Annotated in this window: 14 protein-coding genes and 1 riboswitch; of the genes, 11 read left to right on the top strand and 3 right to left on the bottom strand. The window is 62.0% G+C overall.

The features are described from left to right. Positions 1–233: 233 nt before the first annotated feature. On the bottom strand, positions 234–839 hold the full coding sequence (locus tag EPN31_RS14075) for a GNAT family N-acetyltransferase (RefSeq protein WP_291774335.1): 606 nt from the start codon (positions 837–839) through the stop codon (positions 234–236). A gap of 144 nt (positions 840–983) precedes the next feature. Here EPN31_RS14075 and EPN31_RS14070 point away from each other — a divergent pair, with 144 nt between their 5' ends. From EPN31_RS14070 to EPN31_RS14060, 3 genes are read left to right on the top strand one after another with little or no spacing between them, the layout of a single operon-like run. Continuing rightward, positions 984–1766 carry a 3-hydroxybutyrate dehydrogenase gene (locus EPN31_RS14070; protein WP_291774542.1) on the top strand — a complete coding sequence of 261 codons (783 nt, stop codon included), beginning with the start codon at positions 984–986 and terminating at the stop codon, positions 1764–1766. Next, positions 1763–2059, top strand: coding sequence for a lipoate protein ligase C-terminal domain-containing protein (locus EPN31_RS14065; RefSeq protein WP_291774332.1), 297 nt, complete (start codon positions 1763–1765; stop codon positions 2057–2059). The genes EPN31_RS14070 and EPN31_RS14065 overlap by 4 nt, the downstream gene beginning before the upstream one ends. Continuing rightward, entirely contained in the window at positions 2056–2844 is a 789-nt protein-coding gene (locus EPN31_RS14060) for a biotin/lipoate A/B protein ligase family protein (protein ID WP_291774329.1), read from the top strand. Before EPN31_RS14065 ends, EPN31_RS14060 begins: the two co-directional genes overlap by 4 nt. A 71-nt stretch (positions 2845–2915) precedes the next feature. Here the strand turns inward: EPN31_RS14060 and crcB are convergent, their stop codons facing one another. Next, positions 2916–3305: a fluoride efflux transporter CrcB gene (crcB, locus tag EPN31_RS14055; RefSeq protein WP_291774540.1), complete on the bottom strand. Its 390-nt coding sequence runs from the start codon at positions 3303–3305 to the stop codon at positions 2916–2918. Positions 3306–3391: 86 nt separating this feature from the next. Further along, a riboswitch (Fluoride riboswitch) is annotated at positions 3392–3458 on the bottom strand. Positions 3459–3578: 120 nt separating this feature from the next. Between crcB and yaaA the strand changes: the two genes are divergently transcribed. After that, complete coding sequence (yaaA, locus tag EPN31_RS14050; protein WP_291774326.1) at positions 3579–4355, top strand: peroxide stress protein YaaA; 777 nt, start codon at positions 3579–3581, stop codon at positions 4353–4355. Positions 4356–4402: 47 nt separating this feature from the next. Here yaaA and EPN31_RS14045 read toward each other — a convergent pair whose 3' ends face one another. After that, a complete protein-coding gene (locus EPN31_RS14045; RefSeq protein WP_291774324.1) occupies positions 4403–6637 on the bottom strand; it encodes an FUSC family membrane protein in 2235 nt (744 codons plus the stop codon). A gap of 430 nt (positions 6638–7067) precedes the next feature. Between EPN31_RS14045 and EPN31_RS14040 the strand changes: the two genes are divergently transcribed. The 7 genes from EPN31_RS14040 (at position 7068) to pnp (ending at position 14690) form a co-directional block, all read left to right on the top strand. Continuing rightward, complete coding sequence (locus EPN31_RS14040; protein WP_291774537.1) at positions 7068–8789, top strand: acetolactate synthase 3 catalytic subunit; 1722 nt, start codon at positions 7068–7070, stop codon at positions 8787–8789. 13 nt (positions 8790–8802) lie between these two features. Next, entirely contained in the window at positions 8803–9294 is a 492-nt protein-coding gene (gene ilvN / locus EPN31_RS14035) for an acetolactate synthase small subunit (RefSeq protein ID WP_291774321.1), read from the top strand. Positions 9295–9356: 62 nt separating this feature from the next. Further along, complete coding sequence (gene ilvC, locus EPN31_RS14030; protein ID WP_291774318.1) at positions 9357–10373, top strand: ketol-acid reductoisomerase; 1017 nt, start codon at positions 9357–9359, stop codon at positions 10371–10373. Between the two features lie 215 nt (positions 10374–10588). Then, positions 10589–11269: a phosphatidylserine decarboxylase gene (locus EPN31_RS14025; protein ID WP_291774315.1), complete on the top strand. Its 681-nt coding sequence runs from the start codon at positions 10589–10591 to the stop codon at positions 11267–11269. Between the two features lie 4 nt (positions 11270–11273). Continuing rightward, the gene (gene pssA, locus EPN31_RS14020) at positions 11274–12053 is read left to right on the top strand and encodes a CDP-diacylglycerol--serine O-phosphatidyltransferase (RefSeq protein WP_291774313.1); all 780 of its coding nucleotides are present in this window, start codon (positions 11274–11276) and stop codon (positions 12051–12053) included. A gap of 128 nt (positions 12054–12181) precedes the next feature. Continuing rightward, on the top strand, positions 12182–12451 hold the full coding sequence (gene rpsO, locus EPN31_RS14015) for a 30S ribosomal protein S15 (protein WP_291774310.1): 270 nt from the start codon (positions 12182–12184) through the stop codon (positions 12449–12451). A gap of 94 nt (positions 12452–12545) precedes the next feature. After that, positions 12546–14690 carry a polyribonucleotide nucleotidyltransferase gene (gene pnp / locus EPN31_RS14010; RefSeq protein ID WP_291774308.1) on the top strand — a complete coding sequence of 715 codons (2145 nt, stop codon included), beginning with the start codon at positions 12546–12548 and terminating at the stop codon, positions 14688–14690. Positions 14691–14765: the final 75 nt, after the last annotated feature.

Below are 14765 nucleotides of genomic sequence, written 5' to 3'. Positions count from 1 at the left end.
GGAAATACTAATTTAGCTATTGCTAATTTACCATAAGTCGCCTGAAGACAATAGTGTTCGTGGTGCGGAACCTGCATTTGTGATCGCTTCTTGTCCGCCATGCGGTCGCCCAGTCGGCCGTTTCGCAGCATGGCGGGACCGTCATGCCGTTCAGCCTCGACCGGACGCGGCATGTATTTCACAAGGATACATAGGGGGGTGCAGCAGGTGCTGGCCCGCAGGGGCCGCCGACGTCACCGTGGTCGCGTCAACAGGTACAGCAGGTGTGCGCGGACCTCTGGCCATTCCCCCGTGAGCAGGCTGTACATCACGGTGTCGCGCACCGTGCCATCGCGGCGCAGCGCGTGGTGACGCAACACACCGTCGCGCTTGGCCCCCAGGCGCTCGATGGCACGCTGCGAAGCCACGTTGAAATTGTCCGTCCGCCAGCCGACGATGGCGGCGCCCAGTTGCTCGAAGGCATGTTGCAGCAGCAACAGTTTGCAGGCCGTGTTCACGTGTGTGCGCTGGCGTGATCCGGCATACCAGGTATAGCCAATTTCCAGCCTTGCAATGGCGGGGACGATGTCGTGATACCGCGTCGTACCCAGAATGGTTCCATGATCGTCCAGCACGGCGAAGGGCAGCATGTGGCCCTCGGCCTGAGCGTTCAGTGCGTTGGTGATGTAGTCCTCGGTATCATCCGGACTCGGGACAGAGGTGACGCGCAGTTGCCAGAGTTCGCCATCGGCCGCTGCGGCGCGCAGGCCGGGTGCGTGCGACAGGGACAGGGGGATCAGCCGTACCCCGTAGCCTTCCAGTGTGACGGGTTTCGGCAGGTGAGCGAATGACGTGTCCATGCTGGTGCTCCGGCGATGATGGCGCGTTCCACAGTGTAATCGGGCGGTCAGCGAATCGCTGTATGCTCTATCGCATCGACCACATTTTCCGGAGAAAGCATCATGAGCATTCAATCGTCTGCCGACGTCCATGCCAGCCCCATCCTGAGTCTGAAGGGCAAGAACGCGATTGTTACGGGGGCTGCGAGCGGTTTGGGAAAGCGGATCGCCGAACTCTTCGCCGACGCGGGTGCCAATATCGTCATCGCCGACCTGAAACTGGATGCGGCGCAGGCGACGGCGGACGCCATCGCCCGGAAGGGGGTGAAGACCATGGCGGTCGCCATGGACGTGACGGATGAGTCGGCGGTCGACCGGGGGTTCGACGCTGTCCAGAAACAACTGGGCTATGTGGACATCGCCGTCAGCAATGCCGGCATTCAGATTGTTGCGCCGATTCAGGATTTCAAATTCTCGGACTGGAAAAAGCTGCTGGCCGTGCATCTGGATGGCGGCTTTCTGACATCACGTGCGGCGGTGCGCCAGATGATCGCCTCCAAGCGTGGCGGCTGCATCCTCTTCATGGGTTCGGTGCACTCCAAGGAAGCTTCGAAGCTCAAGAGCCCATATGTGACGGCAAAGCACGGGCTCGAGGGGCTGGCCAAGGTCATCTCCAAGGAAGGCGCGCCCTACGGCATCCGTACCAACGTCATCTGCCCGGGATTCGTGCGCACGCCGCTGGTGGAAAAGCAGATACCGGAACAAGCCCAGGAGCTGGGAATCAGCGAAGCCGACGTGATCAAGACCGTGATGCTGAAGGACACGGTCGATGGTGAATTCACGACGGTGGATGACGTCGCCCAAGTGGCGCTGACCTTTGCCGCCTTCCCGAGCAATGCACTGACTGGCCAGTCGCTGGTGGTGAGTCACGGCTGGTTCATGCAGTGACGCAGTTTCAAGCGGCGCGTCACGCCGAATACAAGATTCCGGGTGGAAAACTCCTGGTCGTGGATTTGCAGGTGGCCGATGGTCGCCTGCAGGCCGTTCAGTTGTCCGGTGACTTCTTTCTGGAGCCGCCCGAGACGCTGGACGCCATCAATGCCGCACTGGTCGGGCTGCCAGCTGACGGCAATGCCGTGCCCATCGAGCGGGCTGTGCAAAGCGTGCTGAACCCTGAAGTCATGATGTATGGCATCACCGTCGAGGGAATCGCGGTGGTGATCCAGAGGGCGCTGTCATGACGCAAAAGCCCGCGCGTGCGCAGTGGAAGGACTATGACTGGCAGCTCATTCACCTGCCGCCCCAGAGGCCGATTGAGCATTTGGCGCTGGATGAAGTCTTGCTCGACGAAGTTGCGGCGGGGCGCCGTACGCCCACGCTGCGCATCTGGGAATGGTCGGCTGCCTCGATCATCATCGGCATCTTCCAATCGCTGAAGAACGAGGTCGACATGGCTGCAGCCGAGCGCTTCGGGGTAGAAGTCGTGCGCCGCATCAGCGGCGGCGGCGCCATGTTCGTGGAGCCTGGCAGCGCCATCACCTATTCGATCTACGCTCCCGAGGCGCTGGTCGCAGGCATGAGCTTTCAGGAAGCGTATGCCTGCATGGATGCCTTTGCGCTGGAAGCGCTCGGGAAGGTTGGCGTCAAGGCCTGGTACCAGCCGCTGAACGACATCACGTCGCACGATGGCAAGATCGGCGGAGCCGCCCAGGCGCGCCGGCGCGGGGCGATGCTGCATCACGTGACCATGGCGTACGACATGGATGCGGCGAAAATGGTCCAGGTGCTGCGCATCGGGCGTGAAAAGCTGTCCGATAAGGGCACCACCTCTGCGGCCAAACGGGTTGATCCGCTACGCCGCCAGACGGGTTTGCCGCGTGAGGACATCATCGCGTGCATGTTGGACGTCTTCCGGCAGCGGCATGGGTTGCGGCCAGGTGCGCTCACGGCGGCGGAGCAGGCGACAGCCGAGCGGCTCATTCGGGAAAAATTCGGGACCCCTTCCTGGCTGAATAAGGTGCCCTGAAGGGGCTGGCGGTGCCGTCACTGGGTCGTGCAATTGGTGATGCGGTCGCCAGGCGTACGGCGTCGGGCGGCTCAACCCTGGATGGCGCGCAGCGACATCACGGTTGCGATGCCCAGTAGTGTCATCGCCAGTGAGCCGCCGACGTGGACCACCATGGAAGTGGCCATCCAGCCGTAGCGCCCCTCCTGTAGCAGCAGGGCGAGCTCGGCTGAAAAGGTCGAGAACGTGGTGAGCCCGCCACAGAATCCCGTGATGATGAACAGCCGCAGCTGCGGCGAAAATCCAGGGTGGGCGCCGAACCAGGCGACTGCGACTCCGATGATGTAGCCGCCCAGCAGGTTGGCGGCGAGTGTGCCCAGCGTCAGGGTCGGCAGAACGGCGTTCAGCGTGATACCTAGCCACCAGCGCAGAACGGCACCGGCACCGGCGCCCAGGACGATTGCAATCAGTGAGTAAGTCAGAGTCGGCACGGGAATCCTTTGGTCGGTTGAATGAATCAGGTATTCCGGGTACGGGTGGCACAAAAAATGCCTACAACCCGTTTCCGGTGGTTGTAGGCATCATCAGCCCGATCCTCGGGCGGTTCATGGAGGCATGCCATCTCCAGTGCGGCGTCATATTAGCAGCCTGCGTGCCCGGAGAACAAGCACCACATACGGGTGCTTGATCTGCTTTAATGACGTACCCTGACCTGCGTGGGCTGCTCGGGTCGCCAAATTCACGGAGTCTTTCTCATGCTGATGGTCCTGTCGCCGGCGAAGAAGCTGGACTATGACACGCCGGTGCGCACCACACTGCAGACCCACCCGGTATTCTCCGGGGAGGCTCTTGAACTGGTCCGGATCATGCAGCGGCAAACGCCCGTCCGCCTGGCTCGGCTCATGGATCTATCGGATGCGCTGGCCCGGCTGAATGCCGATCGCTATGCGTCCTGGGTGGACGAGCCAGATGCGCGCCAGGGGCGGCAGGCTGCGTTGGCATTCAACGGCGACGTCTATGAGGGCCTGCGCGCATCCGAACTGTCCGATGCGCGGCTTTCCTGGGCCCAGGATCATCTCGCCATTCTCAGTGGTCTGTATGGCGTGTTGCGGCCGCTGGATCTGATTCAACCTCACCGTCTGGAGATGGGGACTGCGCTACACACGAAGCGCGGCCGCACGCTGTATGCCTACTGGGGCGGCCGTATCGCGCAGGAACTGAATCGCCGGTTGGACCATGCTGGCGGCGATCGTGTGCTGTTGAACCTGGCATCCAACGAGTATTTCAAGTCGGTGGACTTGAAGGCCCTGCAGGCGCGTGTGGTGGACTGTGTCTTTCAGGACGAGAAAAACGGCGCCTGGAAGGTCATCAGCTTTTACGCCAAGCGCGCCCGGGGCCTCATGGCGCGGTTTGTGATCGATCACCGGATCACTTCGGCCGAGGGTCTGCGCAAGTTCGACTCGGACGGCTACCGCTACATGGCCGATGCTTCCACCCCAGACCGTCTGGTCTTCCGGCGCGCCCATTCCTGAGCCCGGCGCACGGCGTTCCGGCGCTGCGCATCCTGCGAACGAGGACGTCAGCCGGTCGCTGCGTGGTGTTGCGGCGAGGGGGCCAGTGATGGTGTTGGCTCCAGCTCCGACATGTCTTCCCGGATGATTCTGGCGGCCTTGGTCATCTGGCGCAGAGGGTAGGCGATGCTGGCCAGGTCGCCCTCGGTTTCGATCACGTTCGGTGGTGTGGCATCGCGGTCCTGCAGCAGGTCCAGGGTGGTCTCGATCGCCTGCGCGATCCCTTTGGGCTCGCCATCCATGCGTGCCAGGTGCGGGATGACGGCCGCGATCTGCGAGGCCAGCGTGTGGTGCTGGATCAGCAGCCGGTTCAGTACCGGGACATGGCGCTGGCGGCGCGCCGGCTCATCCATCATTCGGTGGAACGCCGCGGTGTAATTGCTGAACGCCAGGTGCACGTTCTTGCGCGCCACGTTCCAGTTCACCTGTGCTTCTGTCTGGGTATCATTGGCGGGTGCTGTCCCGCTCGATCGCGCGGCGCGCTGGGCCTGCACGTAGTCCAGACCACTGCGCAGGAATTCCAGATTGGCGGTTTGCAGCGTCCGCGCCAGTGCGTCCAGATTCTGGCGTTCCCAGGCTGGCAGGAGGTAGCTGCAGGCAAGCGCCAGAGCGCTGCCGATCAGTGTGTCGATCAGGCGCTCTCCCACGACGGCATTCGACCCCGGAATGAGCAGGTGGAATACCAGCAGCACCATCATCGTGTTGGCCAGTGCCGAAAGCGTGAAATTGACCTGGACCAGTGCGTAGCCCAGGATGCTGCAGATGACCAGGATGAACAGGAAGATTGCCTGGTTTTCCACCAGCGCGAACAGGATGAGCGCGAATCCGCACCCTAGCAGCGTACCCATCAGTCGCCAGCCGTTGCGCTGTCGGGTCAGCGCGAAGCCGGGTTTCATGATGATGAGCACGGTCAGGATGATCCAGTAGCTATGCCCGGCCATGCCCGGGTCCAGTGTGCGCACGATGGAGGCATGACCCATGACCAGACCGATGGCCATGGCCACCATGGCAGCCACGGCCACGCGCAGGGCGTAGCGGAAGTGCACCGATTGCATGTTCAGGTTGCGCGCCAGCACATCCCAACGCCATTTCTGTCGCGTCAAGAAGCGGTCCAGCGTCTTGTTCTCACGTGCAGTGTCGGCGACCGGCAGCACCTGGCTCTGGGTGTGCTCAGCCATCCGGTCGACGCGGTTCGTCATGTTGCGGATTCTGCGCAGGACTTGCACCAGTAATGCGTACAGTTCGGGATTCGACTGGGTCAGCCCCGACTCGCGCAACTGCTGCAGCTCGAACTCCATGGCTCTGAGTTCGGCCTTGACGCTGTTGCGCACTTGGGTGTGCCGGTTGCGTGCAACGTTCAGCGCAAGCCCGCCAATGTTGTTCGCCAGCTTGATCAATGCGTCCCGCGCGAACAGCAGGAAGTCGTTGTCAGGCAGAGCGTGGCGTAGGGTCGCGTAATCCGTGTGGGTGGCCACCATGCTGTCGAGCAGCCCCACCATGTCCACGAACAGGTTCAGCAGGCCCTGGCGCAACCGGTCACCACGCGATCGCGTGCCGCGCGGCAGCTCCCGCAGTACCATGTCGCGCGCCACTTGGTGAGCGTCGGTCGTGGCTGACTGGTGGTGGACGAGCTGCCGGTAGCTGTCCTCCAGATCCAGGTGCACGTCGTAGAAACAGGCGCGGGCTGCGATGTAGTCGGCGGTGGCAAAGAGGGCGACCGACAAAGCCTGCTGTTCTTCCCGGTGCCACAGCACACGGTGCGCGATTGCGCTGTAGACCAGATAGAACGCTCCGCCCAGGAAGGATGTCAGTGTGTGCTGCCAGACGTCGGCCGGCGCCATGGGGATGCGCATGGTCAGCGTCATGATGAGCAGGCAGGCAAACCCGAGCAGCCCGCCGTGTTTGCCGTAGACCGTCAGCATCGAGAAAGCGAAACACAGGGCTGGGACGGTAAGCCAGATGGCCAGCGCGTAGCTGGACGCGAGCCCCGTGATCGCCGTGGTCAGCGAACTCAGGCACAGGGCGGCCACCATGCCGTTGATCCCATAACGGCGTGGTCCGCCTGGCTGATCGAGGATCGCCACGCAGCCCGCCCCTACGGCCGCCACAAAACCGCCCGCCACCCAGCCGAAGATTCCCCACAATATGAATGCCGGCAGGAGGACGCCAACGGACTGGCGCAGCCCGCCAAAAAAATAGTGGCTGTAGAAGAATCGCTGCAACTGAGAAGTAGTCGATGTCATGCAGCCGGTCGTCGAGATGCCAGTGCGGCGGTTCTCTCAAGTATAGGGAATTCGGCGCTGGACTCGAATTGATATTTCGTCGGGGGTGCGGTCGCTTGCGGCGAATGTTGCAATGCATTAAATTAGTGCCTCGATTTGTTGCATCCAGGCAAATCGATCAGGCGAACATCCGGGCCATGCACCCGGGACTCCGAACCTGTTCAATGCTTCAGGGACCGCCACAAGCGTCGCCCGAGGCGTCCATTTCTACCTCCCGCGCTCTCTGAGCGCTCGTGTCTTGTGCCAAGGGGTGCAGACCGTTCCCACGGGGTGGCCGGGCAAAGCGGTTCCGTGAACCGCCCAGCGTCGGTCGTGTCGTGGATCATCGGTCGTGGCCCGGGTCGATGGTTGACTGCTTGGTGCAGAGCACTGGTCATGAAAGGAACCCATGATGGAACTCAATGGCGCCGACATCGTCGTCCGTTGTCTGATCGAGGAAGGCGTAGACCATGTCTTTGGCTACCCCGGCGGCGCGGTCCTCTACATCTACGACGCGATTTACAAGCAAGACAAATTCCAGCACATTCTCGTGCGACATGAGCAGGCCGCCGTTCACGCAGCCGATGCTTACTCCCGCTCTTCCGACAAGATCGGTGTCTGTCTGGTCACCAGCGGACCAGGCGTGACCAATGCCGTCACCGGTATTGCCACGGCCTACATGGACTCGATCCCGATGGTCATCCTCAGCGGCCAGGTACCCACCCATGCGATCGGCCAGGACGCGTTCCAGGAATGCGATACCGTGGGTATCACCCGGCCCTGCGTCAAGCACAACTTCTTGGTGCGGGATGTGAAGGATCTGGCCGAGACCATGCGCCGCGCCTTCTACATCGCCCGATCGGGCCGGCCCGGCCCGGTGCTGGTGGACATTCCCAAGGACGTCTCAGTGGCGACCTGCAAGTTCGTGCCCAAGCGCGGGCCCACGGTGATGCGGTCCTATTCGCCTGTGACCAAAGGGCACCAAGGCCAGATCAAGAAAGCGGTGCAGCTTCTGCTGTCGGCTGAGCGGCCCATGATCTACGCGGGTGGCGGTGTGGTGCTCTCCAATGCCTCCGACGAACTGCGCAAGCTGGTCCGTGTGACCGGCGCGCCGTGCACCACGACCCTCATGGGGCTGGGCACCATGCCGGGCACTGACGAGCGGTTCGTGGGGATGCCGGGTATGCACGGCACCTACGAGGCCAACATGGCCATGCAAAACAGCGACGTGTTGCTGGGCATCGGCGTTCGTTTCGACGACCGCGTGATCGGCAATCCCCGCAATTTTGCCCAAGTGCCGCGCAAGGTCATCCACATCGACATCGACCCGTCCTCGATTTCCAAGCGGGTGCGCGTGGATGTGCCCATCGTCGGCGACGTCAAGGAGGTCCTGCAGGATCTCATTGGCCTGTACGCGCAGGCGCTGGCCGAGCAGAGCGGCACCGAGCATCGGCTGGATGCCTGGTGGAAGCAGATCGACACATGGCGTGCACGCAAGTGCCTGGACTATGAGCACTCCGACACCATCATCAAGCCGCAGTTCGTGATCCAGAAGCTCTGGGAAATCACGCGCGGGCAGGCCTTCGTCACCTCGGACGTAGGGCAGCACCAGATGTGGGCAGCCCAGTACTACCCGTTCCCCGAACCTCGCCGCTGGATCAATTCAGGCGGCCTGGGCACCATGGGCGTGGGCCTGCCGTTTGCCATGGGCGTGCAAATGGCCAATCCAGGGCGCGACGTGGCTGTCATTACCGGTGAGGGCTCCATCCAGATGAACATCCAGGAGCTGTCCACCTGCAAGCAGTATCGCCTGACGCCCAAGATCCTCTGCCTGAACAACCGTTACCTGGGCATGGTTCGCCAGTGGCAGCAGATCGACTACGGGTCGCGGTATTCCGAGACCTACGTCGATGCACTGCCGGATTTCGTCAAACTGGTGGAAAGCTATGGGCACGTCGGTCTGCAGATCGAGAAACCGGCCGATGTCGAACCGGCGTTGCGCGAGGCGTTCACGAAACACAAGGACCGCCTGGTGTTCATGAATTTCATCACTGATCAGACCGAGAACGTCTGGCCCATGGTGAAGGCAGGCCGCGGCCTGACCGAAATGCTGCTGGGTTCCGAGGATCTGTGAGGGGATCGAAATCATGAAACACGTCATTTCCATTCTGCTGGAAAACGAGCCGGGCGCGCTGTCGCGGGTGGTGGGCCTGTTTTCGGCTCGTGGCTACAACATTGAAACGCTGACCGTGGCGCCGACCGAAGATCCCACGCTGTCGCGCATGACCATCGTGACGGTCGGTCCGGACGAGGTCATCGAGCAGATCACCAAGCACCTGAATCGCCTGGTCGATGTCGTCAAGGTCGTGGACTTGTCCGAGGGGCCCCATGTCGAGCGTGAACTCATGCTCATCAAGGTGCGTGCCGTGGGCAAGGAACGTGACGAGATGAAGCGCATGGCGGAGATTTTCCGCGGCCGCATCATCGATGTCACCGACAAGACCTACACCATCGAACTGACCGGTGTGCAGGACAAGATCGCCGCCTTCATCGACGCGCTGGATCGCAGCGCCATCCTGGAAACCGTCCGCACGGGCGTGTCGGGGGTGGGGCGTGGCGAGCGCGTCCTCAAGCTGTAGCCGTCTCGGGGGCAACCCCGAATCCCTGTTTTCAGAATTGCAAAAAATCAACGGAGTACCGAATGAAAGTTTTCTACGACAAAGACTGCGACCTCTCCCTCATCAAGGGCAAGCATGTAGCCATCATCGGCTACGGTTCCCAGGGCCATGCGCACGCGCTGAACCTGCATGATTCTGGCGTACATGTCACGGTGGGCCTGCGCAAGGGCGGGGCTTCATGGAACAAGGCCGTCAACGCCGGGCTCGAAGTCAAGGAAGTCGCGGATGCCGTCAAGAGCGCGGATGTCGTCATGATGCTGCTGCCTGACGAGCATATCGCCCAGGTCTACCGCACGCAGATTGCCGACCACATGAAGCCGGGTGCCGCGCTGGCCTTTGCCCACGGGTTCAACATCCACTATGGGCAAATCGTGCCGCGCGCCGATATCGACGTCATCATGATCGCCCCCAAGGCGCCGGGCCACACGGTGCGCAGCACCTACACGCAGGGCGGTGGTGTGCCCATGCTGATCGCGGTGCATCAGGATTATTCCGGCAAGGCGCGCGATCTGGCGCTCTCCTACACCATGGCCAATGGCGGCGGCCGTGCTGGTATCATCGAAACCTCTTTCCGTGAGGAAACCGAGACTGATCTGTTCGGTGAACAGGCTGTGTTGTGCGGTGGGGCGGTGGAGCTCATCAAGTCGGGCTTCCAGACGCTGGTGGATGCTGGTTACGCTCCTGAAATGGCCTATTTCGAATGCTGCCACGAGCTCAAGCTCATCGTCGATCTGATCTACGAAGGCGGGATCGCGAACATGAACTACTCGATCTCCAACAATGCGGAGTTCGGCGAGTACGTCAGCGGCCCGCGTGTGGTCAATGACGAGTCGCGTGCGGCCATGCGGGATGTCCTGCATGACATCCAGACCGGTGTCTACGCGAAGCGGTTCATCTTGGAAAACGCGGCGGGTGCGCCGGAACTTTCCTCCCGCCGTCGTCTCACGTCTGAATTGCAGATTGAACAGGTTGGCGGCAAGCTGCGGGCGATGATGCCCTGGATTGCGGCGCACAAGCTGGTGGATCAGAGCAAGAACTGATCCTACCGACCTCTGCACGAGGGCGGGGGTTGACCCGCCTGCCTGCAGGATCATGTAGTCACGAGGCTGGTGCTGTGGTTGGGGGGAGACATCCGTCCGTTGCCGCGGCATCAGCCTTTTGCATGACCGTGCGGCCCGGTTCGCGGAATGCCGGCGCGGCTGTCGGCTCCCGGCATTCTGTGTCAACATCCTGAATTGAGTTATCCTTGCGCACCATGAAGATCCCACCTTATCCCCATCCCCTGATTGCCCGCGAGGGCTGGCCCATCCTGGCGGGCGGCGTGATCGTGTCGCTGCTGGTGGGTGCATGGTCGGGCTGGGCCTCTGTTCCGTTCTGGATCTTCACGCTCTTTGCGCTGCAGTTTTTCCGGGATCCGGTGCGCGAGGCGCCCGAGGGGGCTGGGCTGGTCCTGTGTCCTGCCGACGGGCGAATCGTCTGCGTCGAGGACGCGACAGATCCGTATGCCGACGATCGTGCCGCGCTGAAGATCAGCGTGTTCATGAACGTGTTCAACGTCCATTCCAACCGGGCCCCGGTTGATGGAGAGGTCCAGTCGCTCACTTATTTCGCCGGCAAGTTCTTCAACGCCTCCCTGGATAAGGCATCCCTGGAAAACGAGCGCAATGCCATGGTGCTGCTCACGGCTGATGGCCAGATGGTGACGGCCGTGCAGGTGGCGGGGCTGGTCGCCAAGCGCATTCTTTGTCACGCGCATGTGGGGCAGCGGCTCTACGCGGGCCAGCGCTATGGGTTCATCCGCTTCGGATCGCGGGTAGACGTATACTTGCCCCCAGGCTCCCGCCCCAAAGTCGCCCTGGGCGACAAAGTCCACGCGACCAGCACGGTCCTGGCTGAACTGCCTGTTTTTCCGAACGCCGATGAATCCGTTGCCTGAATCCATGCCTGACGAACCTCAGCGACGCCGCAGCATCTATTTGTTGCCCAACGCCTTTACCACTGCCAATCTCTTTGCCGGTTTCTACGCCGTGGTCCAGGCAATGAACCACAACTTCGAAGTCGCCGCGATGGCGGTCTTCCTGGCGATGGTGTTCGACAGCATGGACGGTCGGGTCGCGCGTTTGACGCATACCCAGTCGGCGTTTGGCGAACAGTACGATTCGCTGGCGGACATGGTCTCGTTCGGCATGGCGCCGGCGCTGGTGGTCTACCAGTGGTCGCTCCTGGGGCTGGGCCGCTGGGGGTGGCTGGCCGCGTTCGTATATGTGGTCGGTGCGGCGCTGCGGCTTGCGCGCTTCAACGCCAATATCGGCAAGGTCGACAAACAGTATTTCCAGGGTCTGCCCAGCCCGGCGGCAGCGGCGCTGGTCGCCGGTTTCGTGTGGCTGTCGGTGGACAACAAGCTGTCGCTTTCGGGCGGCTTCATTGCCTGGGCTGCGTTTGGCCTCACGGTGTATGCCGGCATTGCCATGGTGTCGAATGCGCCATTTTTCAGTGGCAAATCCTTTGCACTGGGGCGTAGCGTACCGTTCTGGGTGATGATCGCGCTGGTGGCGGTGTTTGTGTTCGTGTCCAGCGACCCACCTGTCGTGCTGTTCGGGCTGTTCATTCTCTACAGCCTGTCGGGCTGGATCGCCTGGCTGTGGCGAGTGCGTCGGGCGCGGCGCCTGGGGCAGCGTATGCGCGGCGGTGGCACGAGCGATAGCGGCGCACCGCACTGATCGTCTGCGGACAGCGCTGGATCACGCCCGATCCGCTATAATGAGCGCCGTGCCACATTTGCGTGGTGCTTTTTTTCATCCCACGGCCGCACGCCTCGGTGCTGCCGCTTGTACTAGAGGTTCATAGCATGTCTGTTGCAGATATCGTCAAATCCGACATCGTTGCGCAATTCCAGCGCGCCACCGGCGATACCGGTTCTCCTGAAGTCCAGGTGGCCCTGTTGACGGCTCGTATCAACGAGCTGACCGGGCACTTCAAGCTCCACACCAAGGATCACCACTCCCGCCGCGGCCTGCTGCGCATGGTGAGCCGCCGCCGCAAGCTGTTGGACTACCTGAAGGGTAGCAAACCGGATTCGTACCGCGCGCTGATCGAAAAGCTCGGGCTGCGCAAGTAATGCCCAGGGGTCTGGTGCCCCATGGTTGAACCGTGTATGCCGCGATTCCGTGCGCGGGGTACACGGTTTTTTCGTAAGTAAAAGGAATAATGTCATGTTCAACAAAGTGAGCAAGTCGTTTCAGTACGGCGCCCACACGGTGGTGATGGAGACGGGTGAGATCGCCCGTCAGGCCTCCGGTGCGGTGCTGGTGTCCGTGGATGACACCGTGGTGCTGGCGACAGTGGTGGCCGCCAAGACCGCCAAACCCGGTCAGGACTTTTTCCCTCTGACCGTCGATTACGTCGAAAAGACCTATGCTGCCGGCAAGATTCCGGGCGGCTTTTTCAAGCGCGAAGGCAAGCCTTCCGAGAAAGAAATCCTGACTTCCCGGCTGATCGACCGGCCGCTGCGGCCGCTGTTCCCCGACGGGTTCTACAACGACGTCCAGATCATCATTCATACCCTGTCGGTCAATCCTGAAGTCGATCCCGACATTCCGGCCATGCTGGGGGCATCGGCGGCGCTGGCATTGTCCGGCATTCCGTTCAATGGCCCTGTGGGCGGCATTCGCGTCGGCTACGTGGATGGCCAGTACGTCGCCAACCCGACGGTCTCTCAACTGAAGAATTCGCGGCTCGACCTGGTGGTCGCGGGGACCGAATCCGCCGTGCTGATGGTGGAATCCGAGGCCAAGCAGTTGCCCGAAGACGTGATGCTGGGCGCCGTGGTGTTTGGCCATGAACAGTTGCAAGCCGCGATCAATGCCATCCATGACCTGGTGGCCGAGGCCGGCAAGCCCGAGTGGGACTGGCAGCCCGCGCCGGTGAACGAAGTCCTGACCACTGCTGTGCGCAGTGCCGCTTTCGAGGCGCTGGAAACGGTCTACAAGATCCATGACAAGCAGGAGCGTACTGCCGCATTGCGCCAGACCTACGCCGACGTGAAGGCCAAGCTCGCCGAGCATGCTGCCGCTCGTGGCGATGTGGCCCCTGATGGCGTAGAGGTCGATAACCTGCTGTTTGCGCTCGAGTCTGAAATCGTCCGCGGCCGCATCTTGCGTGGCGAACCGCGTATCGACGGGCGCGACACGCGTACCGTACGCCCCATCAGCATCCGTCTGGGTGTGCTGCCGCGTGCCCACGGTTCGGCCCTGTTCACGCGAGGTGAGACGCAATCGCTGGCGATCACCACGCTGGGGACCAAGCAGGACGAGCAGATCATCGATTCGATCATGGGTGAATACCGCGATCGGTTCATGATGCACTACAACATGCCGCCGTTTGCGACTGGCGAAACGGGTCGCTTTGGTGTGCCGAAGCGCCGCGAGATCGGCCACGGCCGTCTGGCCAAACGGGCACTGCTGGCGCTGTTGCCTGCCCCGGAAGAGTTCCAGTACACCATCCGTGTGGTGTCCGAGATCATGGAATCCAACGGCTCCTCGTCCATGGCTTCGGTCTGTGCCGGTTGCCTGTCCATGATGGATGCCGGCGTGCCCGTCAAGGATCACGTGGCCGGTGTGGCCATGGGCCTGATCAAGGAAGGCAACAAGTTCGCCGTTCTGACCGACATCCTGGGCGATGAGGATCATCTGGGCGACATGGACTTCAAGGTCACGGGCACCGACCACGGTGTCACGGCCTTGCAGATGGACATCAAGATCCAGGGCATCACCAAGGAAATCATGCAGATCGCGCTGGCGCAAGCCCGCGAAGGCCGGCTGCACATCCTGGAAAAGATGCGCCAGGCCCTCGACGGTTCGCGTACGGAACTTTCGAGTTTCGCTCCGCGCATGCTGCAGATGAAGATCAACCCCGAGAAGATCCGTGACGTGATCGGCAAGGGGGGGGCAACCATCCGTGCGCTGACCGAGGAAACGGGCACGCATATCGACATCAGCGATGATGGCAGCATCGTGATTTCCAGCGCGGACCTGGACAAGGCCCACGAGGCCGAGCGCCGGATCAAGGAACTCACGGCCGATGTCGAAGTCGGGCAGGAGTACCAGGGCACCGTCCAGCGTTTGCTGGATTTCGGCGCCATCGTTCAGGTGCTGCCGGGCCGTGACGGGCTGCTGCACATCTCCGAGATCGCCAACTATCGCATCGCCGACATCAACGACGTGCTGAAGGTCGGCCAGTCGGTGCGCGTGAAGGTCATCGAGGCTGATGACCGTGGTCGCCTGCGCCTGTCGGTCAAGGCCATCGGCGGGATCGAAGCACAGGGCGGGCCTGCCGCGCCTGCGCCGGCTGGCGAGTAATCTCGCAAGCTGTCCCCCTTCACAGGGGGACAGGATCCACGAAGAAGGCGCCCTGCGGGCGCCTTCTTCGTTATG

This window comes from Castellaniella sp., from assembly GCF_004321985.1.
Lineage (GTDB): Bacteria > Pseudomonadota > Gammaproteobacteria > Burkholderiales > Burkholderiaceae_B > Castellaniella.
The sequence above is the reverse complement of the archived record's forward strand: the minus strand, read 5'-3'. Positions and strand labels throughout refer to the sequence as shown.